We start from the raw sequence: 20470 nt of genomic DNA, 5'->3' as shown, positions 1-20470 counted from the left end.
CGCGCAGAATGGCCAGGGCTCCGCCCGCCAAGGCCGGGTCTCCGAGCGAACAGCCAGGGCTCCGCGCAGAAGGCTGAGTCTCCGAGCGGAAGGCTGGACCTCCGCGCGGTGGTGAAATCCGTGCGGTGGTGAAATCCGTGCGGAAAGAGCAACGCCCCGCACCCGGAAGCCGGACGCGAGGCGTTGCGCGGAGCTCGGGTCAGAGCGCCGACTCGATGAAGTTGACCAGGGCGCCCTTCGGCTTCGCGCCGGCGACCGAGTTGACCGGCTCGCCGCCCTTGAAGAGGGTCAGCGTCGGGACCGACATGACGCGGTAGGCGCGGGCGGTCTCCGGGTTCTCGTCGATGTTGAGCTTGACGATCTTGACCTTGTCGCCCATCTCGGCGGCGATCTCCTGCAGGAGCGGGTCCACCTTCTTGCACGGCGCGCACCATTCGGCCCAGAAGTCGACAAGGACGACCTTGTCCGACTGCAGCACGTCACTCGTGAAAGTGGCGTCGGTGACGGCCTGATTTGCTCCCACTGGAACCTCCTGGTTACTGCTCTGCCTGGTGTTGCCGAAGCCTGACGTGGTGCGGTCACCCGGGCGCTCGGCCGCCCCCGGGTGACGCTGCCTACAGCCCGGTCCGGGCCGGTGGTGCTGACAGCCCGGTCCGGCCGTGACCGGTGGTGCTCAAAGCTCGATCCGGCCGAGGCCGGCGGTGATGCTTACAACTCGATCCGGCCGAGGCCGGCGGTGGTGCTCACAGCTCGATCCGGCCAAGGCCGGCGGTGGTGCTTACAGCTCGATGAACGATGCGATGAAGCGCTCGGCGTCCAGCGCTGCGGCGCAGCCGGTGCCGGAGGCCGTGATGGCCTGACGGTAGGTGTGGTCGACCAGGTCGCCCGCCGCGAACACGCCGGGGATGTTGGTGCGGGTGCTCGGGGCGTCGACCTTGACGTAGCCCTCGTCGTCGAGCTCGACCTGGCCCTTGAAGAGCTCGCTGCGCGGGTCGTGGCCGATCGCGACGAAGACGCCGGTGACGTCGAGGACCTTGGTCTCGCCGGTCTCGACGTTGCGGAGGCGGGCGCCGACGACCTTGCCGTCGTCGCCGAGGATCTCCTCGACCGTCGAGTTCCACTCGACCTTGATCTTCGGGTTGTTGAGCGCCCGGAGCTGCATGACCTTGCTCGCGCGGAACGAGTCGCGGCGGTGCACGATCGTCACCGTCTCGGCGAAGCGCGTCAGGAAGGTCGCCTCCTCCATCGCGGAGTCGCCGCCGCCCACCACGATGATGTTGTGGTTGCGGAAGAAGAAGCCGTCACAGGTCGCACAGGACGAGACGCCGTGGCCGAGCAGTTCCTGCTCGCCGGGCACGCCCAGCGGCCGCCACGCGGAGCCGGTGGAGAGGATGACCGCGCGGGCGAAGTACTCCTTCTCGCCCACCCAGACGGTCTTGAGGCCCTCGGTGCCGGCGGCGGTCGGCTTGTCGGTCAGCTCGACGCGCGTCACGTCGTCGGTGATGAACTCGGCACCGAACTTCTCGGCCTGCTTGCGCATGTTGTCCATGAGCTCGGGGCCCATGATCCCGTCGGGGTGACCCGGGAAGTTCTCGACCTCGGTGGTGGTCATGAGCGCGCCACCGGACTGCACACCCTCGATGACCAGCGGCTTCAGGTTGGCCCGGGCCGCGTAGAGCGCCGCGGTGTAACCGGACGGCCCCGAGCCGATGATGATCAGGTTGCGGACCTCGTCCACTGCCGACTCCTCAGTCTGGTCTCGCCGACTTCCGGCGACATCGCACGCTAGAACGTCATGGTAGGCAAGCAATGTTCCCCCGCGACGCGGCATGTGGGACGCGGCATAGTGGGCCGCCTCACGACGTGCGGGTATCCGGTCAGCCTACCCGGACGAAAGCGAGCTTGCCGGAGCCGGAGCCGGGCGATCCGCAGTCCGGTCCGACCGCCCACGCCCAGGTCCCGTTCGTCGCGGTGAAGTGCACGATCACGGCCGGCGCCCCGGCGTAGCGTGCGAAGTCGGCCGTCTGCGCGGTGATCGGCCCGGCGCCGTTCTCGCGGGTGATGGCTCCGAGACAAGCCAGCAGGGCGTCCCGCACCCGCAACCGGTCGAGAGCCACCTCCGCCCCGGCATCCGGCAGCGCCTTGGACGACCGCATCGACTCGTCCTGCTGCGGCGCGGCCATGATCTGCGGCGAGGAGCCGGGCGCCGAACCGGCCAGGGTCTGCTCCGAGTAGTCGGTCCCGGACTCGACGATCTGAGGTGCCGCCACCGACAGCTCGGCCGCACCCGCCGCGGCCGGAGCGTCGGCCGAGTCGTCCGAACCGCCGGACGTCGTGAGCCGCTCAACACCGAAGCCGAGGAAAGCCAGCACCGCCGCGGCGACCCCGATCGGTGCCGCCCACCGCAACCGCCGGGCCCGCTTCCGGGCCGTCGTGGGTCGCTCCCCCGCATCCGGTACGGCCACCAAGTGCCGCTCCGGCGCAGCAGCGGCTGGCATGGTCGACTCGGCGGCGGGAGGCGCGGTGATCGGATCGCTGACCGGGCTGGTGAGCGGGCCGGCGGTCAGCACGGCCGCATCCAGCCGCGCTATCACGTCCTCGGGCATCGGCGCGGGCTCGGCACCCCACGACTGCAGCGACATCGTGACCGCGGCCGTGGCGGCGGTCAGCTCGGCGTACGCCTCCTGCCAGGCGGGCTCCGCAGCGACCAGGCGCCCGACGACGGCCTCCTCCGGGGTGCCCTCCAGCGCGCCGCCGACATAGTCGGCCAGCAGGTCGAAGTCGACCTCGCTGAACTCTGCCCCGGTCACGCCCGATCCCTTCTGCCGTCCGGACCTGTCCCGGGCCCGGCCGTCCGCGACGTCACCGACGCGGCGGACTTCGGTGAGACGCTCCGGCCGTCGCCACGGTTCCCATCGTGACGTGTATCTCCACCGATGCCCGATCCCGAGCCGGAGGAAGTGCCCGGCGAGGCGCCCGAGCCGGAGCCGCCGCCCGCGGAGCCGCCGCCCGCGGAGCCGCCGCCCGCGGAGCCGCCGCCCGCGGAGCCGCCGCCGGAGATGCCTGAGCGAGTGCCGGCGCCCGATGAGGTGCCCGAGTCCAACCCCGGCCCGTCGCCCTCGTCGGAGCCGGTCTTCAGGTGCTTGAGGGCGACTGCCATCCGAGCCCGCCCGCGCGCGCACCGGCTCTTGATCGTCCCCTCCGCGACCCCGAGGATCTCCGCAGCCTCCGCGACCGCGTACCCCTGGACATCGACGAGCACGAGCGCCGCCCGCTGGTCGACGGGCAGGTCGGCGAGAGCCGCCCGGACGACGAGCGCGGTGTCATGATCGGCTGCGGGCGCGGCCGGCTCGGGCCCGGCTCCGAGGCCCCCGTCCTCCGCGGTCCGGCCGTCGGGCAGCGGGACCGTCGGATGGGCCTGCCGCCGGCGGATGCGGTCGAGGCAGGAGTTGACCACGATCCGGTGCAGCCACGTCGTGACCGCCGAGTCGCCACGGAAGCGAGCGGCGGCCCGGTGCGCCGACAGCAGCGCGTCCTGCACCGCGTCGGCGGCTTCTTCCCGGTCGCCGATCGTGCGCAGCGCCACCGCCCACAGCCGGTCGCGATGCCGGCGAACCAGCTCGGCGAAGGCCACCGGATCGCCCTCGACATGGGCTCGCAGCAGCTCGGCATCGGTGGGACCGACGCCGTCCGTGCCGCTGTGCTCGCTACGGGTGGACACGTCAGCAATCTAGCCGAACACGGCATCGCGGGTGGGTGGGGAGATGTCGGCACGGGACAGCCGGCGTCCGCGAGTATGTCGGCACGGGACAGCCGGCCGGCCCGATGGGGGCCGGGCCCAGGTCACATGAAGCGGTGTACGCGCGGCTCGGGTACGCGCGGCCGCGGTCAGTCGGTGCCGTAGACGGCGATGTTTTCGACGCTCACGCGGTAGCGACCGTCGTCGTCGGCAGGCAGCTTGGTCAGCCAGACGAGGATGTACTGATACGTCTGGTCCGCCTCGAAGCCGGTGAAGATCTCGTTCGTCCCGTTGGTCGGCTCGGTGTCACCGTCGACGAGCTTCTTGTACGTGTCGACGATCTTCTTGTCGCCGTCCCAGTTGTCGCCCGGATCGCTGGTGCCGACCCGCACGTCCATGGTGACGCCGGGCACCGACGTCTGCACCCGGACATCGGTGACGTGCTTCGGCGACTGGAGATTGATCAGAACACCCATGCCCGGCTTCTGGTTGCCGAAGTTGGGCTGGTTGAAGCCCTGGGTCTTCCAGACGGTGTCCGAATCGTCATCGATGGTGTACTTCGCATCGCCGGTGTTGGCGCGATCGCTCTTGGGCGGATCCACGATCCGAACCATGTCCGCGGTGAGCTTGAACGGCTTGGGCGACGCCTCGGCCGCTCCCGTGGTCGGGTCGGCCCCGGCGGGACCCTGCTCCGTCGACGTGCCGGCCTGGGTGGTCTGGTTCGGCGTGTCGCCGCCCGAGTTGCTGATGGCGCGGATGCCGAAGACCAAACCGACCACGGCGATGACCGCGAGCGCGGCCACGCCGAGGAAGATCTTGCGGGTGCTGCGGACCGGCTCGGCCGAGGTGCCCTGGGTGAAGCGCAGCGGGCCGACCTCTTCGAACTCCTCGTCGGCCTCGGTCAGCCGGGACAGCTCGGTGGCGAGCGCCTCCGCCTCGGGCGCCGCGACCCGCTTGTCGAGCAGGTCCATGGTGAGGTCGTCGAGATAGGCCGGAATGCCGGCGCGGGCCTGCCGTGGCGGGACCAGCTCGCCGTTGCCGTCGCGGACGGCGTCGGGCAGGGCGGGCCGGGAGCCGAGCTCGGCGTGCGGCCAGTGACCGGTCAGCGCGTAGTAAAGGATGCCGCCGACCGAGCGGATGTCCGACTCGGTGCTGTCGGCGGAGTCGGCCCGGGCGTCGGCCAGCACCACGCGGCCGTCGTCACCGATGAGGGTCGTGCCGGGGTGCACGTTGCCGTGGACCATGCCCGTGGCGTGGACGGCGGTGAGCGCGTCGGCCAGGGCGTGGGCGATCGTGACGGCGCGGCTGGGCTCCAGCGGGCCCTCCCGCGAGATCAGCTCGCGCAGCGCCTCGCCGTCGACCCACTCGCGCACGACATAGGACCGCTGGCCCTCGTCGATGGCGTCGTAGACCCCGACGAGACTCGGGTGGATCACGCGGCTCGCGTCGACCGCCGCCTGCAGCATCTCGGTCGCGGAGTCGCCGCCGGGGTAGCGCAGCACGACCGCGACGGGCCGCCGGAGGATGACGTCGATGCCCCGCCAGACCTGCCGGCCGGCACTGTCGTTGTTGACGTGCTCCTCGAGCCTGTAACGCTCGGCCAGGATCTCACCGACGGTGGGCGCACCGAAGGTCATGACCGGCCCGGCTTCGTCGGCCGCGGTCTCGTGGCCTTCGCCGACCTGGGTCACCCGTCCTCCCTCGGTGAGTCCGCACTGTCGCCCCCGACCATACCCGTCCGGGCGCCGAACCCCCACGGTCATCCCCGGGCGCGGCACTCGGGCGAGACGTGCTGCCTGGGCCGACCGGTCCGATCGGTGCGGGAGAATCAGCTGTTCAGCGGGTTTTCGGCCGGGTGTCCACAAGCATCAGCGAGAGAATCAGCGCCCGAGCTTGCGCCGCACCGTGCCGACGACCTGGCTGACCTCGTGAACTCTCAGCAGCGTAGCGGACACCAGGTAGGTCAGCACGATCACGGCACCGCCGGCGACGAGCTGAACGAGGGCCGCGACCCGGTCGGGCGTGTCGCCGCCGGGCAGCAGCTTGACCACCAGCACCCCGGCCACGGCGGCGATCGCGGCGGCCACCAGGACTTTCAGCAGCGCCTTGCCGACCGTACCGAGATTGAGCCGGCCGATCCGCCGCCGCAGCACGGCCAGCGAGATGACCGCGGACAGCAGATAGGAGATGGCGTTGGCGGCGGTCATGCCCGCGGCGGCCAGCGACGACGACAGGAGCTCCGCCAGGACGATGTAGCCGAGGATGCGTACGGCCACGACCGGGAGGTTGATCAGCGCCACCGTCTTGTTGCCCTGCAGGGAATAGAAGGTGTACGTGCACAGATAGCTGACCGACAGCGGGATCACCACGAGCGCCGCGGTGGCCAGGACGTCGCCGGTCGCCCAGGCGGCTTCGTACGTGTAATTGCCGCCCTGGAAGAGCGTCACCGCGATGGGCTTGCCGAGCACGTAGAAGGCGACGGTGACCGGGGCCAGCGCGGTGGTCACCAGGCGGATGCCGCGGCTGAGGTCGGCGCTCACGTCGGTGAACCGTCCGTCGGCCGCGGCGGCGCTCATCTTGGGCAGCAGCGCGGTCATCACGGAGACGCCGATGATGCCGTGGGCCATCATCGTCAGCAGGTAGACGTTGTTGAACGCCAGGACGCTCGCCGTGTCGCCCTCCGCGACGCCGCTGAGCACCCGCACCACGAGGAAGACCGCGATCTGGTTGGCGACGACGTAGCAGAGCATCCAGCCGGCGAGCTTGCCGATCTCGCCGAGGCCCAGCTCCCGCGGCGACCAGCGCCATCTCCAGGAGAAGCCGACCTTGCGCAGGGCCGGGAGCAGGCCCGCCGTCTGCGCCACGATGCCCAGCAGCGTGCCGCCGCCGATGAGCAGGATCTGGCCGGACGTCATCGTGGCCGGACTGAGCCCGTCGGTGTTGAAGGCCACCAGGAAGATGCCGCAGGCCGCGATGATGACGAGGCTGTTGAGGATCGGCGCCCACATCGGCGCGGCGAAGTGGCCGCGCACGTTGAGCACCGCCGCGATCAGCGCGGAGAGGCCGGTGAAGAAGATGATCGGCAGGATGAGGTACGCCAGGGACGTCACCAGGTGCTGGTAGTCGTCGCTGGAGCCGCTGCTGGACTGGATCGCCGTGATCACCGGGGCCGCCACGGTGACCAGGACCGTCGCGATGCCGAGCGACACGACCGCGAAGGTCAGCAGGCGCTGGGTGAAGAGCTCACCCCCGTCCGGGTCCTCCTTGCGGCGGCGCACCAGCAACGGGATCAGGACGCTGGACAGGATGCCGCCGAGCAGCAGCTCGTAGATCTGCCCGGGGAGGAACTGCGCCGCCGTGTACGCGTTGCCGACCGCCGAGCCCAGCGCCATGCCGATCAGGGCGTTGCGGACGAAGCCGATGATCCGGCTCACGAAGCTGCCGATTGCCATGATCAGGCTGTTGCCGGCGGTGGACCGCTCCTCCGAAGCCGGAGTCTCGGGAGCGGCGTCCGGAACGGCCTCGGGCGCGAACTCGTCGTGGACCGCCGGCCCGCCGTAGACCGCGCCCTCGGACCGGTTGGCCGTGCGGCTGCCGTAGACCGTGCCGCCGCCCGACGACTCGATCGGTGTGGGCGGAATCACTTCCGGGGGCAACGCCTGGTCGCCGGCGGCCGTCGGGATCGTGCCGGTGCTGTCGACGGGCACGTGAAATGCCCCGCCCACCTCCTCCGGCTCGCCGTCAGGCGTGGCGTGCGCGCTGCGGTACAAGCCGCCGCTCACCGAGACCTCCCCAGGGGTACGAACACAGACGCCACCCTACGGGGCACGTGCTCAGACGTGACGGCGGAGCAGCGTGCCCGGCACGGCCCCGGCGAGGGTCTCGACCATCCAGCACGCCTCGATCGGGACGAGCGGCTCGCTCAGGGCGTCGAGCACGGTCGGATGGTCGCAGCCGGCTTCGGTGAGGATCCGGACGAGCGCATCGACCGTACGCAGATCACCACTCGCCGTGATCTGTCGGGCCAGCGGGCGCACCTGGTCGTACCCCTCTTCCTCGGGCACCTTGCCGAGGCGGCGGGCGGCCAGGCGTACCAGCTCGGCAAGCTGCTCCCGCGGGAAGCGTGAGCCGCCGCGGACCTGGTGCTCCACCGGGGCCGGGCTGCTGTAGGCCGCGATCGTGGCCTCGTCGAGGACCAGGGGCGACGGGTCCGGCGGCCGGGGCCACCACTCGTCGGCGGCGAAGAGCGGCAGCGGCGCCTGCTCCGGACCGCTCGGCTCGACGGGCGGCACCTCCCGGCGCAGCGACCGGTAGGCGGCCTCGCGCACGGCCGCGACCGTGTCCAGGTCGTCGTCCGGCGTGACCGGCGCAAAGGGGGCGAGCAGCGCCACGACCAGGCCGGGATGCGGCAGGGTCGGGTCCTCGAGCGCGATCACGCGGGCACACAGCTCCAGCTCGTCCCAGCGCAGCGCGGCGGGCCGGGGGCCGCCCGGGTCCGCCCAGCCCAGCTGCACCGGCTCGCTGGTCGCGGGGCCGCGCAGCCCGAGCGTCTGCTCGCCGGTGACCAGGTCGAGATCGAGCACCAGGCCGTAGCCGCCGGTCACCGGAAGGGACACGCGCAGGCCGGTCGTCTCGGGGTCGGGGATCGCGCCGCCCTCCGCCCGCAGGAAGGACCAGAAACCGGGATCCTCGCTGAGGCGGAGTAGCGCCTCGGGAACGGGCACGCTTCCATCCTGCCCGCTGCGCCCGGATGCTGCCACGACCGATACCCTGGTAGTCCCATGTCTGTGTTGAACTCGGCCCAGCGCACCGCCGTCCAGGAGCTGCTGCGGGTCTCCCCGGTCGCCGACGAGCTGGGGCGCCGCTTCGGCGCCGCCGGCCATGAGTTGCACCTGGTGGGCGGCTCGGTGCGCGACGCCCTGCTCGGCAGCCTCGGCGACGACCTGGACTTCTGCACCGATGCCCGGCCCGAGCAGACGCTCGCCCTGGTCAAGGGGTGGGCCGACGCGATCTGGGAGACCGGGCGCGAGTTCGGCACGATCGGCGTGCAGAAGGACGGCCTGCGGCTGGAGATCACCACGTTCCGCGCCGAGGCGTACGACGGGGTCAGCCGCAACCCCGTCGTGGAGTACGGCGACAATCTCCTCGACGACCTGCGCCGCCGCGACTTCACGATCAACGCGATGGCGGTCAGCCTGCCGGGCCACGAGTTCACCGACCCGTACGGCGGCGTGGCCGACCTGGCGGCGCAGCTGATCCGCACGCCGTCGCGCCCGGAGGAGTCCTTCGGCGATGATCCACTTCGGATGCTGCGGGCGGCCCGGTTCGCCGCGAAGCTGAAGTTCACTGTGGATCCGGCCACCCTCGCGGCGATGACCGCGATGGCGGCCGACCTCGACCGGATCACCGCCGAGCGGATCCGTGACGAGTTCACCAAGCTGCTCTGCGGCGCCGACCCCGTCGCCGGTCTGCGCCTGCTCGTCGACACCGGGCTGGCGGACCGCTTCCTTCCCGAGCTCACCGGCCTCAAGCTGGAGATCGACGAGCACGCCCAGCACAAGGACGTCTACGAGCACACGCTGATCGTCGTGCAGAACGCCGTCCGCCTGGAGGCCGGCGCGGGCCCCGACTTCGTGCTGCGCATGGCCGCGCTGATGCACGACGTCGGCAAGCCGGCGACCAAGGCCGTCGGCCGCGACGGCCGGGTGAGCTTCCACCACCACGAGGTCGTCGGCGCCCGGATGACCAAGCAGCGCATGAAGGCGATGCGCTACCCCAAGGACGTGACCACCGAGGTGGTCCAGCTGGTGCATCTCCACCTGCGCTTCTACGGGTACGGCCGGGGCGAGTGGACGGACTCGGCGGTGCGCCGCTACGTGACCGACGCCGGTCCCCTGCTGCCGCGGCTGCACAAGCTGACCCGCTCCGACTGCACGACGCGCAACAAGCGGAAGGCCGCGAACCTGGCGGCCGACTACGACGCGCTGGAGGAGCGGATCGCGCGCATCGCCGCGGAGGAGGACCTCGCCCGGGTCCGCCCCGACCTCGACGGCAACGCGATCATGGAACTGCTCGGCGTGCCGCCCGGCCCGGTCGTCGGCCAGGCGTGGCGTCATCTCAAGGAGCTGCGCCTCGACCGGGGGCCGCTGGACCGGGACGAGGCCGAGGCGGAGCTGCTGCGCTGGGCCCGGGAGCAGGGCCACATCTCCTGAGCCGGCTTTCTGTCGGACCCCCGGCGCACAATGGCCGGCATGAAGGTGGTGCTGGAGTCGCCGATCGGCCCGCTCGGCGTGGAGCTGGCGGGCGACGTCGTCGTGGGCGTGCGGTTCGGTGCTTCCGGACCGGTCACCGCGGTCGCGTCGCCGGCCGTCGAGGAGCTGCGCGACTACTTCGCCGGGGCAGTGACGGATTTCACTGTGCCGTTCGAGCTGCGCGGGGGATCGGCCTTCGAGCGGGCCGTGTGGGGCGAGATCGCGCGGATTCCGTACGGGGAAATGGTCACGTATGGCGCCATCGCGACCGCTCTGGGTGACCCCGGGGCGGCTCGTGCGGTGGGGACGGCGTGCAACCGGAATCCGGTGCCGGTGATCGTGCCGTGCCACCGGGTCGTGGGGGCCGGCGGGAAGATGGTCGGCTTCGGCGGCGGGCTGGAGCGCAAGCGGCTGCTGCTCGAACTCGAGGCACGGGTGACGCTGGAGCGCCTTTGGACGTGACGATGATCACGTGCCCGGGCGGCCCGATGCGGGTCGTCGGAGCAACGGCCGTGGGCTGGGGGGCGTACAGAAAAGCAGGAAGGCCCGGACCAACGGCCCGGACCTCCCGTCAGTGCTGTGCTCAGCGCTCGATCTCGCCCTTGATGAAGGCCTCGACCGACGCCTTGGCGTCGTGGTCGTTGTACTGCACCGGCGGGCTCTTCATGAAGTAGGAGCTCGCGGAGAGGATCGGGCCGCCGATGCCGCGGTCCTTGGCGATCTTCGCGGCGCGCACGGCGTCGATGATGACGCCGGCCGAGTTCGGGGAGTCCCACACCTCGAGCTTGAGCTCGGCGTTCAGCGGGGTGTCGCCGAAGCTGCGGCCCTCGAGCCGGATGTAGGCCCACTTGCGGTCGTCGAGCCACGGCACGTGGTCCGACGGGCCGATGTGCACGTCGCTCTTGACCATCTCGTGCGGGATCTGGCTGGTCACCGACTGGGTCTTCGAGATCTTCTTGGAGACCAGGCGGTTGCGCTCCAGCATGTTCATGAAGTCCATGTTGCCGCCGAAGTTGAGCTGGTAGGTGCGCAGCAGCTCCACGCCGCGGTCCTCGAACAGCTTGGCGAGCGCGCGGTGCACGATCGTCGCGCCGACCTGGCTCTTGATGTCGTCGCCGACGATGGGCAGGCCCGCGTCGGTGAACTTCTGCGCCCAGACCGGGTCGGAGGCGATGAAGACCGGCAGGGCGTTGACGAACGCGCAGCCGGCGTCGATCGCGGCCTGTGCGTAGAACTTGTCGGCCTCCTCGGAGCCCACCGGCAGGTAGGAGACGACGACGTCGACCTCGGCGTCGCGCAGGGCCCGCACCACGTCGACGACCTCGGCCGACGACTCCTCGATGATCTCGCGGTAGTAGGTGCCGAGGCCGTCGAAGGTCGGTCCACGCTGGACGCTGACGCCGGTGGGGGGCACGTCGGTCAGCTTGATGGTGTTGTTCTCGCTGGCGTTGATCGCCTCCGCGAGGTCCATGCCGACCTTCTTGGCGTCCACATCGAACGCCGCGACGAACTGCACGTCGGAGACGTGGTAGTCGCCGAAGGTCACGTGCATGAGACCCGGGACGCGGTCACTGGGGTCGGCGTTGCGGTAGTACTCCACGCCCTGCACGAGGGACGAGGCGCAGTTACCCACACCGACGATGGCGACGCGGACGGAGCCCATCGCGTTTGCCTCCTTGTTCATCACGGCCGGTCCGAGTGCGGAGCCGGTTTCTCGGGGGGTGCCTCCGCGGCCTGACCGGCCGGGGAAGTCTTCTTCTCCGTGTCCTCCACCGGGGCGGTGGCGGTCACGGCGGGGGTGGTCCCGGAGCGCTCGCGGGTGATCAGCTCCTCCAGCCAGCGGACCTCGCGATCGGCGGAGTCCAGGCCGTGGCGCTGCAGCTCGAGCGTGTACGCGTCCAGCCGGTCACCGGCGCGCGCGAGCATCTCCCGCAGCCCCTCCCGGCGCTCCTCGATGCGCCGCCGGCGGCCCTCGAGGATGCGCAGGCGGGTGGCCCGGTCGGTGCGGGAGAAGAAGGTGAAGTGCACGCCGAAGCCGGCGTCGTCGTAGGTCTCCGGGCCGGCCGCGGCGAGCAGGGCGGCGAACCGCTCCTTGCCGTCGGCGGTGATCTTGTAGACGATCCGGCCGCGCTTGCTGGTCATCGGCGGCGGGATGTCGCTGCCCGGGCCCTGCTCGGTGATGTAGCCGGCGAGCAGCAGCCGCTTGAGCGTGGGATAGAGGGTGCCGTAGCTGATGGCGGCGCGCAGCGTGCCGAGCTTGGCGGCGAGCTCTTTCCGCAGCTCGTACCCGTGCATCGGGGCTTCCTGGAGGAGACCGAGGATCGCGAGTTCGAGCATCGGGCCTCCTCACGTCTCGATGTATCGGGCCGATACATCGCAACCGTAGAGCGGGACGACATGGTTGGCAAGGGTCCGGGCGCTGGGCAGTCGCCACGCCACGCTGAGTGATGGCGGTCGCTCAACGGCTCCGGACCGCGTACTCTCTTCGCCATGCGCACGCAGCGGCAGATCGTCGACTACTCGCTACAGAAGCGAGCGCTGCTGCGTGACCTGCACAACGGGAAGATCGGGACGCTCGAGGTCTGCGATGCCTCGCCCTACCTCAAAAACGCTGCTCGCTTCCACGGCGAGCCCACCGAGGACAGGTGCCCCGTCTGCCGGCGCGACAACCTCACGCTGGTCCACTACATCTACGGCGACGAGCTCAAGCAGTCCGCCGGTCAGGCCCGGAAGCTCGCCGAGCTGCCGGTGCTGGCGATGACGCTGCGTGAGTTCCAGGTCTTCGTGGTCGAGGTGTGCCAGTCGTGCTCGTGGAACCACCTGATCGAGCAGTACCTGCTCGGCCGGGACGCACTCACAGCTGACGAATGGGACCAGGGCGTGACGGCTGCCGTCGCGTCCGCCTCGGGCCGCCACCGCGAGACAGGGTCGTCGTCACACCGGTGGGAGGGCGGCGAGTGACCGCTCCCAACATCGCTAACGTGGACACGATCCGGACCGACACGGGCATCCAGCGCTGTAATCGGTCATTCTTGACATCCGACAGGGCGGCTGCGCGGACGCAGCCCCGAACGTCCGCCCGTGGCCCCGCCCCGGGAAGCCCCTCCAGGGTTTCCGGGACGAGCCACCGCGACCGGTAGGTGTAACCGAATGAACTCGTACGGCGATCCGCAGTCTGCGCGTGCCCGGGCCAATGTGCCCGGGCCGTCCTCTGCACCCACGCCTGACGACGACCAGCGGCCCGCTCCCGATGCATACCGGCGCCCCAGCGGCGGGCGCGCGAGCGTCAGCGGATCGGCCACGCCCAAGGGCTCGGCATCGGTCGGCGCGGCCTCGGTCAGTCCGGGCCGCGCTTCCGTGAGCCCCGGGCGGGCGTCGGTCGGCGCCGCGGCCGCTGTGGGCGGCCGCGCTTCCGTGAGCCCCGGACGGGCCTCCGTCGGCGCCGCAGCGCCGGTTCCCGGCGGCGGGCGCGCCTCGGTCGCGCGCGCGGCCGTGCGCCCGGTCTCGCCGGCCGTCGGCGGCGGCGGGCTGCCGGACCCCGGCGACGGCAGCGGCCGCAAGGGCAACGCCGCCAAGATCCTCAACAAGGCCGCCAAGAAGCGCCGCCGCACCAACATCATCACGGCCGCCGCGGCGGTCCTGGTGATCCTGCTCGGTGCCGGCACGGTCGCGGGCACCTACTTCTTCGACGACGTGGTGCTGCCCACGCCGAAGACCGAGGACCAGTCGAACGTCATCCTCTACTCCGGCGGCGCGGAGTTCGCCCGCCTCGGCGACCAGAACCGCACGGTGGTGCCGGAAGCCAAGATCAACAAGGTCGTGGAGCACGCGGTCGCCGCCGCGGAGGACAAGAACTACTACGACCACAACGGCATCGACATGAAGGGCATCGCCCGCGCCGCGTGGAACAACTTCACCGGCGGCAGCCAGCAGGGTGCCTCGACGATCACCCAGCAGTACGCCCGGCACGCGGCCGATCTCAAGGAGATCAGCTACAACCGGAAGCTGCGTGAGGCGGTCATCGCGCGCAAGCTCGACTCGACGTACTCCAAAGACCAGGTCATGGGGTTCTACCTCAACTACATCTACCTGGGCGACGGTTACAACGGCATCGAGGCCGCGGCCAAGGGCTACTTCGGCAAGTCGGTGCTGACCCCGGCGGGCGAGAAGAACGCGGTCACGCCGTATGAGGCCGCGGTGCTGGCGTCGATCATCAAGCAGCCCGAGCCGACCCCGGGCGGGCACCAGGGCTACAACCCGCGCATCAACCTCGCGGACGCCAAGGACCGCTGGGAATACACCATGAAGAACATGGTGGAGATGGGCTGGATCACCCAGGACGTCTACAACGCCCGCAAGTACCCGACGGTCAAGCCGGCCAGCTCGAATACCTGCAAGACCTGCAAGACCGGCTCCGCGAGCGGCATCATCCTGCGGCACGTCAAGGCCGAGCTGGCCGAGATGGGCATCTCGGAGAGCGAGTTCGCCAAGGGCGGCCTGCAGATCACCACCACGATCAACCAGAAGGTGCAGGCGGCGGCGGAGAAGGCCGGCTCGCGCAAGAGCAAGGCCTCGCCGATGAGCGATCTGCCGAAGTCCTACCAGGCCGCGGTGATCGGCATCGACCCGAAGACCGGCCGCGTGCTCGGCTACTACGGCGGTGACAACCCGGAGGGCACGGACTACGGGTCCTACCTCAACGGCACGGGCACGGGGCTCAGCGGCGCCGGCCAGTCCCCCGGATCGTCGTTCAAGATCTACACGCTGGCGGCCGGCCTGCGCGAGGGCATCTCGTTCGACACGCGGTGGGACGGCACGCTGAAGAACAAGCTCGGCAACAAGATCAGCAACGCCGGCGCCGAGGACAGCGCGGTCTGTAGCGGCGGCGGCGGCATCGAGCGATGCACGCTCGAGGAAGCGACGATCCAGTCGTACAACTTCCCGTTCTACTGGATCGCCGACGAGCTCGGCCCGGACAAGGTGGTCCAGGCGGCCAAGGACGCCGGGCTCAAGCACCTGGTGGACAACGACGGCAACATCATCGACCTGGACAAGACCGACGCGTCGACCTGGAAGAAGAAGTTCTCCCAGGAGGTCGGCTTCGGCCAGTTCCGGGTGCTGCCGCTGGAGCACGCCGAGGGCGTCGCGACCATCGTCAACCAGGGTGAGCGGCACGAGGCCCACTTCATCAAGTCCGTCAAGAAGATGGACGAGAACACGGGCAAGTTCGTCAACTACAAGAGCGAGCTCGGCAAGGACGGCAAGCAGGTCTTCGACAAGGCCCAGATGTCCGACCTCGAGGGCGTCATGGCCAAGATCCCGGCGCACGCGAACAACACGCTCGAGGACGGCCGCGAGGCGATCGCCAAGTCCGGCACCTGGGAGATCGACGACAAGAAGAGCGGGGAGAGCGGCAGCGGTGACACCTGGTTCGTCGGTGGCATCCCGCAGCTCGCCGCCACGGTCTGGGTCGGTGGCGCCGGCAACCGCGTCGTCCTGAAGGAAAAGGGCGGCAGCAAGGACATGTTCGGCTCCGGCACGCCGGCGCAGATCTGGGAAGACTTCATCGAATCGGTCAGCGAGGCGCTCGACTGGAAGAAGGAAGACTTCCCCGAGCGGCAGAAGACCGGCGACCCGAACAGCGAGTACGCCAACGGGCAGGCCGCACCGCCCCCGCCGCCCGCGCCGGAGGAGACGCAGCAGGTCGACCCGAACTGCCAGCTCTTCCAGCAGTGTGACAACGGCCAGAACCAGGACCAGAACAACCAGGGCAACCAGGGCAACGGCGACCAGGGCAACACCGACAACGGCAACAACGACGATCAGAACACCGACGAGGGCGACGACGGCACCGATGACGACGACGGGAACACCGGCTTCCCGTTCACCGGCACCGATCAGACCCAGACAGCCGGCGGCTGACGTCCGCGCCTGACGATGTGAGCGCCCGCCTTCCCGGCCACCGGGGAGGCGGGCGCTTGTCGTTGTGCCTGCCGTCCCGGGCTTCGGGTTGCTTCCGGGTCGTCGGCGGCTTGTTCCGGCGAGTGGTGGACGACCGTCACCGGGGCTGATGGGGCATGATGCCAGTCATGAGCGCGCCTTCGTCGTCGGAGACCGAGCCGATCGATTCACCGGCCAAGTCGGACGGATTCATCCGTGGCCTCGCCCAGGCGATCGGAGGACCGGTCGGCAGCCACGCGGTGTCCCCCGGGGCCCGGCGCAACCGCTTCTGGACGGCGCCGAGGATCATCATCGCGCTCGTCTGCCTGACGCTCGCGTTCAGCTGGGTGCAGAAGTCGCCCTGCCAGGACGGCGACTGGCAGAAGAACGTCCAGTACACCCGGTTCTGCTACACCGACGTGCTGGCGCTCTACTACGCCGAGGGGCTCAACGAGGGCAAGGTGCCCTACCGTGACCACCCCGTCGAATATCCGGTGCTCACCGGCTACTTCATGGGCGCGCTCGGGCTGCCGATCCACTCCTACGGCGAGGACCACCCCGAGATCAACCAGGGCAAGTGGTTCTACAACGCCAACGCCCTCGTCCTGTCGATCCTGGCCGTCGCCTCCGCCGCGGTCATCCTCGCCCTGCGCCGCCGGCGACCCTGGGACGCGGCCATCTTCGCGCTGTCGCCGATCCTGCTCGTGACGGCGACGGTCAACTGGGACTTCCTGGCGATCGCGCTGGCCATGTTCGGGCTCTACGCCTGGGCGCGGAAGCAGCCGTTGCTCGCCGGCCTGCTGCTCGGCCTGGGCGGCGCGGCGAAACTGTGGCCACTCTTCATCCTCGGCCCGCTGCTGGTTCTCGGCCTGAGATCACGCCGGCTGCAGGCGTTCTTCCTGGCGCTGGGCGGAGCCGTGATCGCGTGGCTGGCTGCCAATCTGCCCGTCTTCCTCGCGTACCGGGAAAGCTGGAACCGCTTCTTCGAACTGAACGACACGCGGCCCATCGACTGGGGCACGCTCTGGTACATCGGGCGCTTCCTCGACTCCAAGTGGAACACCGGTGCCGCGGGGGACCAGGGGCCGTTCCAGTGGCTGAGCGATCACGTGCACGCGCTCAACTATCTGACGTACGGGCTCACGGTCCTGGCCTGCGCCGCGATCGGCGTCCTGTGTCTCCTGGCGCCGCGCCGCCCGCGGCTCGCCCAGCTGGCGTTCCTCGTGGTCGCCGCGTTCCTGATCTTCAGCAAGGTCTGGTCCCAGCAGTACGTGCTCTGGCTCCTCCCGCTCATCGTCCTGGCCCGGCCCAAGTGGGGCGCCATCATCGCCTGGACGGTGGCGGAGTTCGGGTACTTCACGGCGTTCTACGCGGAGCTGCTCGGCGCCGGGGGCAAGCCGGTGATCCCAGAGGGGACGTTCGTGCTGGCCTCGAGCCTGCGGCTGATCACCGTGGCGGTGCTGGCCGGGCTGGTCGTGCGCGAGATCTGGCGGCCGGAGCTGGACGTGGTGCGGTCGAGCTACGCCGACGACCCGGACGGCGGGGAGCTGGAGGGGGCGCCGGACGCGCCCTGGGTCGCACGGCTGCGGCGGGCTTTCCGCTTGCCCGAGGCGTCCGCCACTCCCCCGTCGCCCGCGTCCGCTGCGCCGGTGCCGACGACTGGCGGCTGACCTTCGTTCCCGGGCTTCCTGCCCAGCGCTTGAGGCCGTCCGTCGTTTCCGGCGCTCAGATCTGGCCGTCAACTCACGGCGCTTGGATCTGGCCGTCGTCTCACGGCGCTTGGATCTGGCCGTCGCTTCGGCGCTTGGGCCGGGCGGCTTCGTGTCAGCTGTCCAGGCGGAAGATCACCGTGTTCGCGTCGAGGTCCTGGCGGGTGATGCCGAAGTTGTCCACCGGCAGGTCGCCGGCGCGTTCCCACGGCGTGCCGGCGGCCTGCGGGCGGAGGAGCAGCACCGTGCCGATGCCGAGCCCGCGCAGGTAGTCGATGCTGGCGGCGTCCGGGAAGGTGGCCACCGCGCGACGCAGCTCGATCTGGCGGGCCGGCGCGAACCCGCCGCTGCCGTTGGCGACCTGCTGGAAGCGTGACGTCGACCACAGCATGGTCGTCTGATCGCTCAGTTCCGCGGTCGGCAGGACGAGCATCGGGCCCGACACGGTCCGCATCGCCGCCGGCTGGGCGGGCACGACGGGGTGCGCGGTGGCGTTCCAGCCTTCGACCAGCACGAGCAGCACGGGCACGAACGTCGCCAGGCGCAGCCACGGCCCCGGCCACGGGGGGAACCGGCTCTCGGCGAACTGCTCGACCCGCCGGACGAACTCGGCCACCGCCCCGGCGGCCAGGATCGCCAGCAGCAGGGTCACCCAGAGCATGAGCCGGCCGGGGATGCGCAGCCCCAGCGACGAGGGGAAGTGCCCGAACAGCGGCAGATAGGTCCACTTGCCGTCGAGAACCGTGGTGCCCAGGGCGAGGACCGCGGCCACCACCGCTCCCGCCAGCAGCACGAGCCGTTGCCACCGGCGCCAGACGGAGAAGATCAGCCCGGCGAGCGCGAGGGCGTAGAGGGCGAAGCCGGGCAGCAGCGACATCTCCGCCGGCCACGCCAGGGAGTTGCGGACCTCGGCGTGCGCGGCGCCCCAGATGCGCGACTCGGCGGGCCCGATCAGCAGGGCCTGGACGGGCGGCGAGAAGAAGGAGATCTCGGTGCCGGCCGGCGCGGTGTCGCCGACCCGCAGGTATGGCAGGGCGATGAGCGCACCGACGCCCGCCATGATGAGGAAGCCGAGCAGGTCGGTGAGGAGCAGGCGCCAGCCGAGTACGGGCTCTTGCCGAACGCTCCCCGTTGCCGCGCCGCTCTCCGGGTGTTTCGGTGCATCGACGGTTTCGGGACTGGCGGGGGCGTTCGCAGGTGCGGTGGGGGAGGTCTGCTTCGGTGCGTCGGCGGCTTGTGGCTCGGGGCCCTCACGGAGCACGACCATCTGGCCGGGCTGTTCGACGAGGGTGTCCTGCATGGTCCGCGCCGGCGCTTCGGCTTGATCGCTCGGCACCTGACTCTTCCCGCCCGGCACCTGACTCTTCCGGCGCCACGGCAGCGCGGCGAACCAGGCGGGCACGCTTCGCCCGCCGGCTGGATCGCCGTTCCGGCGGCTGATTCGCCGGGTGCGCAGGCGGCGGACGAGGAGGGCGACGGCTGTGGTGAGGGCTATGGCCAGGAGCGCGTACGCGAAGGGGAGACCGAGCGAGAAGCCGAGCGTGATCTGCCAGATCGCCACCGCCCAGCCGGCCACCGCCCAGCCGATGCGGCGGCGGTCGGGCCGGAAGCCGTACCGCAGGGAGTAGCCGTGCCCCCGGAGCAGCATCGCCAGCGCCAACGGGATGCCGCCGGCCGAGATGATGTCGAGGTGGCCCTCCTGCGCGAGTCGCCACGGCGCGTAGGCGAACGCGATCGCGCCGACCGTGGCACCCGTGCGGCCGGCGCCGAGCTGACGGATCAGGGCGTAGGCGCCTATGGCCAGGAGCGCGTGGGCCAGCACGAAGAGAATGTTGTAGCGCAGGATCGCCGCGCCGGGGCCGGAGCCGAGCATGCCGAAGGGTGCGTAGCCGAGCAGACTGTCGCCGAAGGCATAGCTGTAGTGCTCGGGGAAGAAGGCGTTGCCCTGCCACAGCCGCGCCGGCTCGGTGAGCAGGATGTGCCCCGCCCACGCGACCTGCCACGCCTGGCGCGCCGGGTCGTAGATGTCCTGCGGCACGGTGTGCAGCGGGTAGCGCAACGCCGGCCACGTCAGCGCGACGGCGAGGAGCAGGGCGCCGTAGATGACGATGGCGTACTCGTGACGGAGGACACGGCCAGCGCGGTGGAGCCCTCGCTGCCAGCGTCCCGGGGGACGCTCGCCGGTCTGCGCGAACGCCGTCCACGGGTCCGGCGGGGCGCCGGGCGGCCGGGTGGAGGGCAGCTCGGGACGCTTCCGCTTGCCGGACTCGGCGGCGCCCGCAGAGCTGTCCGTGGGCTCGGCGGCCGGCTGCGCGGTGCTGTCGACGGGCTCGCTGGTCTTCGTGCTTCCGGCGGCCGCGGTGGTGCTCTTGCTGGTGCTGCTGGCGGGCTCGGCAGTGGACCGCGTGGCGGCGCCGGTGGCCTCGGTAGCGGTCTTCGCGGTGCTGTCAACGGCGGGCTTGGTGTCGGCGGCTGAGGCGGGCGGCTGATCCGTCGTGGCGGCCGCTTGCGGCACGGCGGGGCGCAGGCCTGTCCCGTCCGCGGCGGGAGGCTGGGCGGTGCCGTCCTCGGCGGGGCGGGGGGCGCCTTGCTCGTCGGCGGGGCGCTTGGGTTCCTTGGCGCGGAGGTGCTGGGGGCCGCGCTGAGCGGGGATGGCGTGCCGGGCGCGGCGGGCTGCGCGACCGAAGCGGCCGAGGCCCCTGGCCGCCGGCGCCGCGGGGTCGGGCGGGGGTGCCGCTGGGGTCGGCTGGTCGGCCGGGCCGGGTGAGCCGGTGCCGGTGTGCGGCTGATCGGTGGTCATTCCGCTCCTCGTCCCCGCCGGGTCAGCTGGT

Annotated in this window: 14 protein-coding genes and 1 pseudogene; 5 read left to right on the top strand and 10 right to left on the bottom strand. The window is 70.8% G+C overall.

Annotated features, from left to right (window positions below; all coding sequences use genetic code 11):
* Positions 1-199: 199 nt before the first annotated feature.
* From trxA to RBH18_RS23860, 7 genes and pseudogenes are all read right to left on the bottom strand, one after another.
* Positions 200-523, bottom strand: coding sequence for a thioredoxin (gene trxA / locus RBH18_RS23890; RefSeq protein ID WP_305788471.1), 324 nt, complete (start codon positions 521-523; stop codon positions 200-202).
* Between the two features lie 255 nt (positions 524-778).
* Positions 779-1738 carry a thioredoxin-disulfide reductase gene (trxB, locus tag RBH18_RS23885; protein WP_306211502.1) on the bottom strand — a complete coding sequence of 320 codons (960 nt, stop codon included), beginning with the start codon at positions 1736-1738 and terminating at the stop codon, positions 779-781.
* Between the two features lie 139 nt (positions 1739-1877).
* On the bottom strand, positions 1878-2810 hold the full coding sequence (locus RBH18_RS23880; protein ID WP_306211500.1) for a hypothetical protein: 933 nt from the start codon (positions 2808-2810) through the stop codon (positions 1878-1880).
* Between the two features lie 245 nt (positions 2811-3055).
* Positions 3056-3721, bottom strand: a pseudogene (gene sigM, locus RBH18_RS23875) (RNA polymerase sigma factor SigM); the annotation flags it as partial.
* 167 nt (positions 3722-3888) lie between these two features.
* The gene (locus RBH18_RS23870) at positions 3889-5430 is read right to left on the bottom strand and encodes a protein kinase family protein (protein WP_456237636.1); all 1542 of its coding nucleotides are present in this window, start codon (positions 5428-5430) and stop codon (positions 3889-3891) included.
* Positions 5431-5619: 189 nt separating this feature from the next.
* Positions 5620-7383 (bottom strand): murein biosynthesis integral membrane protein MurJ, encoded by a 1764-nt coding sequence (gene murJ, locus RBH18_RS23865; RefSeq protein WP_372338976.1) that lies wholly within the window; start codon positions 7381-7383, stop codon positions 5620-5622.
* Positions 7384-7572: 189 nt separating this feature from the next.
* Complete coding sequence (locus RBH18_RS23860; protein ID WP_306211494.1) at positions 7573-8463, bottom strand: hypothetical protein; 891 nt, start codon at positions 8461-8463, stop codon at positions 7573-7575.
* 57 nt (positions 8464-8520) lie between these two features.
* Between RBH18_RS23860 and RBH18_RS23855 the strand changes: the two genes are divergently transcribed.
* The gene (locus tag RBH18_RS23855) at positions 8521-9951 is read left to right on the top strand and encodes a CCA tRNA nucleotidyltransferase (RefSeq protein WP_306211492.1); all 1431 of its coding nucleotides are present in this window, start codon (positions 8521-8523) and stop codon (positions 9949-9951) included.
* Positions 9952-9990: 39 nt separating this feature from the next.
* Positions 9991-10452: a methylated-DNA--[protein]-cysteine S-methyltransferase gene (locus tag RBH18_RS23850; protein WP_306211490.1), complete on the top strand. Its 462-nt coding sequence runs from the start codon at positions 9991-9993 to the stop codon at positions 10450-10452.
* Between the two features lie 121 nt (positions 10453-10573).
* On the opposite strand, the gene RBH18_RS23845 is transcribed toward RBH18_RS23850, so the two are convergent.
* Both RBH18_RS23845 and RBH18_RS23840 read right to left on the bottom strand, forming a co-directional pair.
* Positions 10574-11653, bottom strand: a complete 1080-nt coding sequence (locus RBH18_RS23845) for an inositol-3-phosphate synthase (RefSeq protein WP_306211487.1) — start codon at positions 11651-11653, stop codon at positions 10574-10576.
* Between the two features lie 20 nt (positions 11654-11673).
* The gene (locus RBH18_RS23840) at positions 11674-12327 is read right to left on the bottom strand and encodes a PadR family transcriptional regulator (protein ID WP_306211485.1); all 654 of its coding nucleotides are present in this window, start codon (positions 12325-12327) and stop codon (positions 11674-11676) included.
* A 153-nt stretch (positions 12328-12480) separates the two neighbouring features.
* Between RBH18_RS23840 and RBH18_RS23835 the strand changes: the two genes are divergently transcribed.
* The 3 genes from RBH18_RS23835 (at position 12481) to RBH18_RS23825 (ending at position 17600) form a co-directional block, all read left to right on the top strand.
* Complete coding sequence (locus tag RBH18_RS23835) at positions 12481-12951, top strand: DUF5318 domain-containing protein (RefSeq protein WP_306211483.1); 471 nt, start codon at positions 12481-12483, stop codon at positions 12949-12951.
* Between the two features lie 453 nt (positions 12952-13404).
* A complete protein-coding gene (locus RBH18_RS23830; RefSeq protein WP_306211482.1) occupies positions 13405-15912 on the top strand; it encodes a transglycosylase domain-containing protein in 2508 nt (835 codons plus the stop codon).
* Positions 15913-16070: 158 nt separating this feature from the next.
* Positions 16071-17600: a glycosyltransferase family 87 protein gene (locus RBH18_RS23825; protein ID WP_372338975.1), complete on the top strand. Its 1530-nt coding sequence runs from the start codon at positions 16071-16073 to the stop codon at positions 17598-17600.
* Positions 17601-17754: 154 nt separating this feature from the next.
* On the opposite strand, the gene RBH18_RS23820 is transcribed toward RBH18_RS23825, so the two are convergent.
* Positions 17755-20439, bottom strand: coding sequence for a hypothetical protein (locus RBH18_RS23820; protein ID WP_306211478.1), 2685 nt, complete (start codon positions 20437-20439; stop codon positions 17755-17757).
* Between the last annotated feature and the right edge of the window lie 31 nt (positions 20440-20470).

It is taken from the genome of Actinoplanes oryzae, from assembly GCF_030757795.1.
Lineage (GTDB): Bacteria > Actinomycetota > Actinomycetes > Mycobacteriales > Micromonosporaceae > Actinoplanes.
This window is presented reverse-complemented; position numbering and strand designations above follow the sequence as displayed.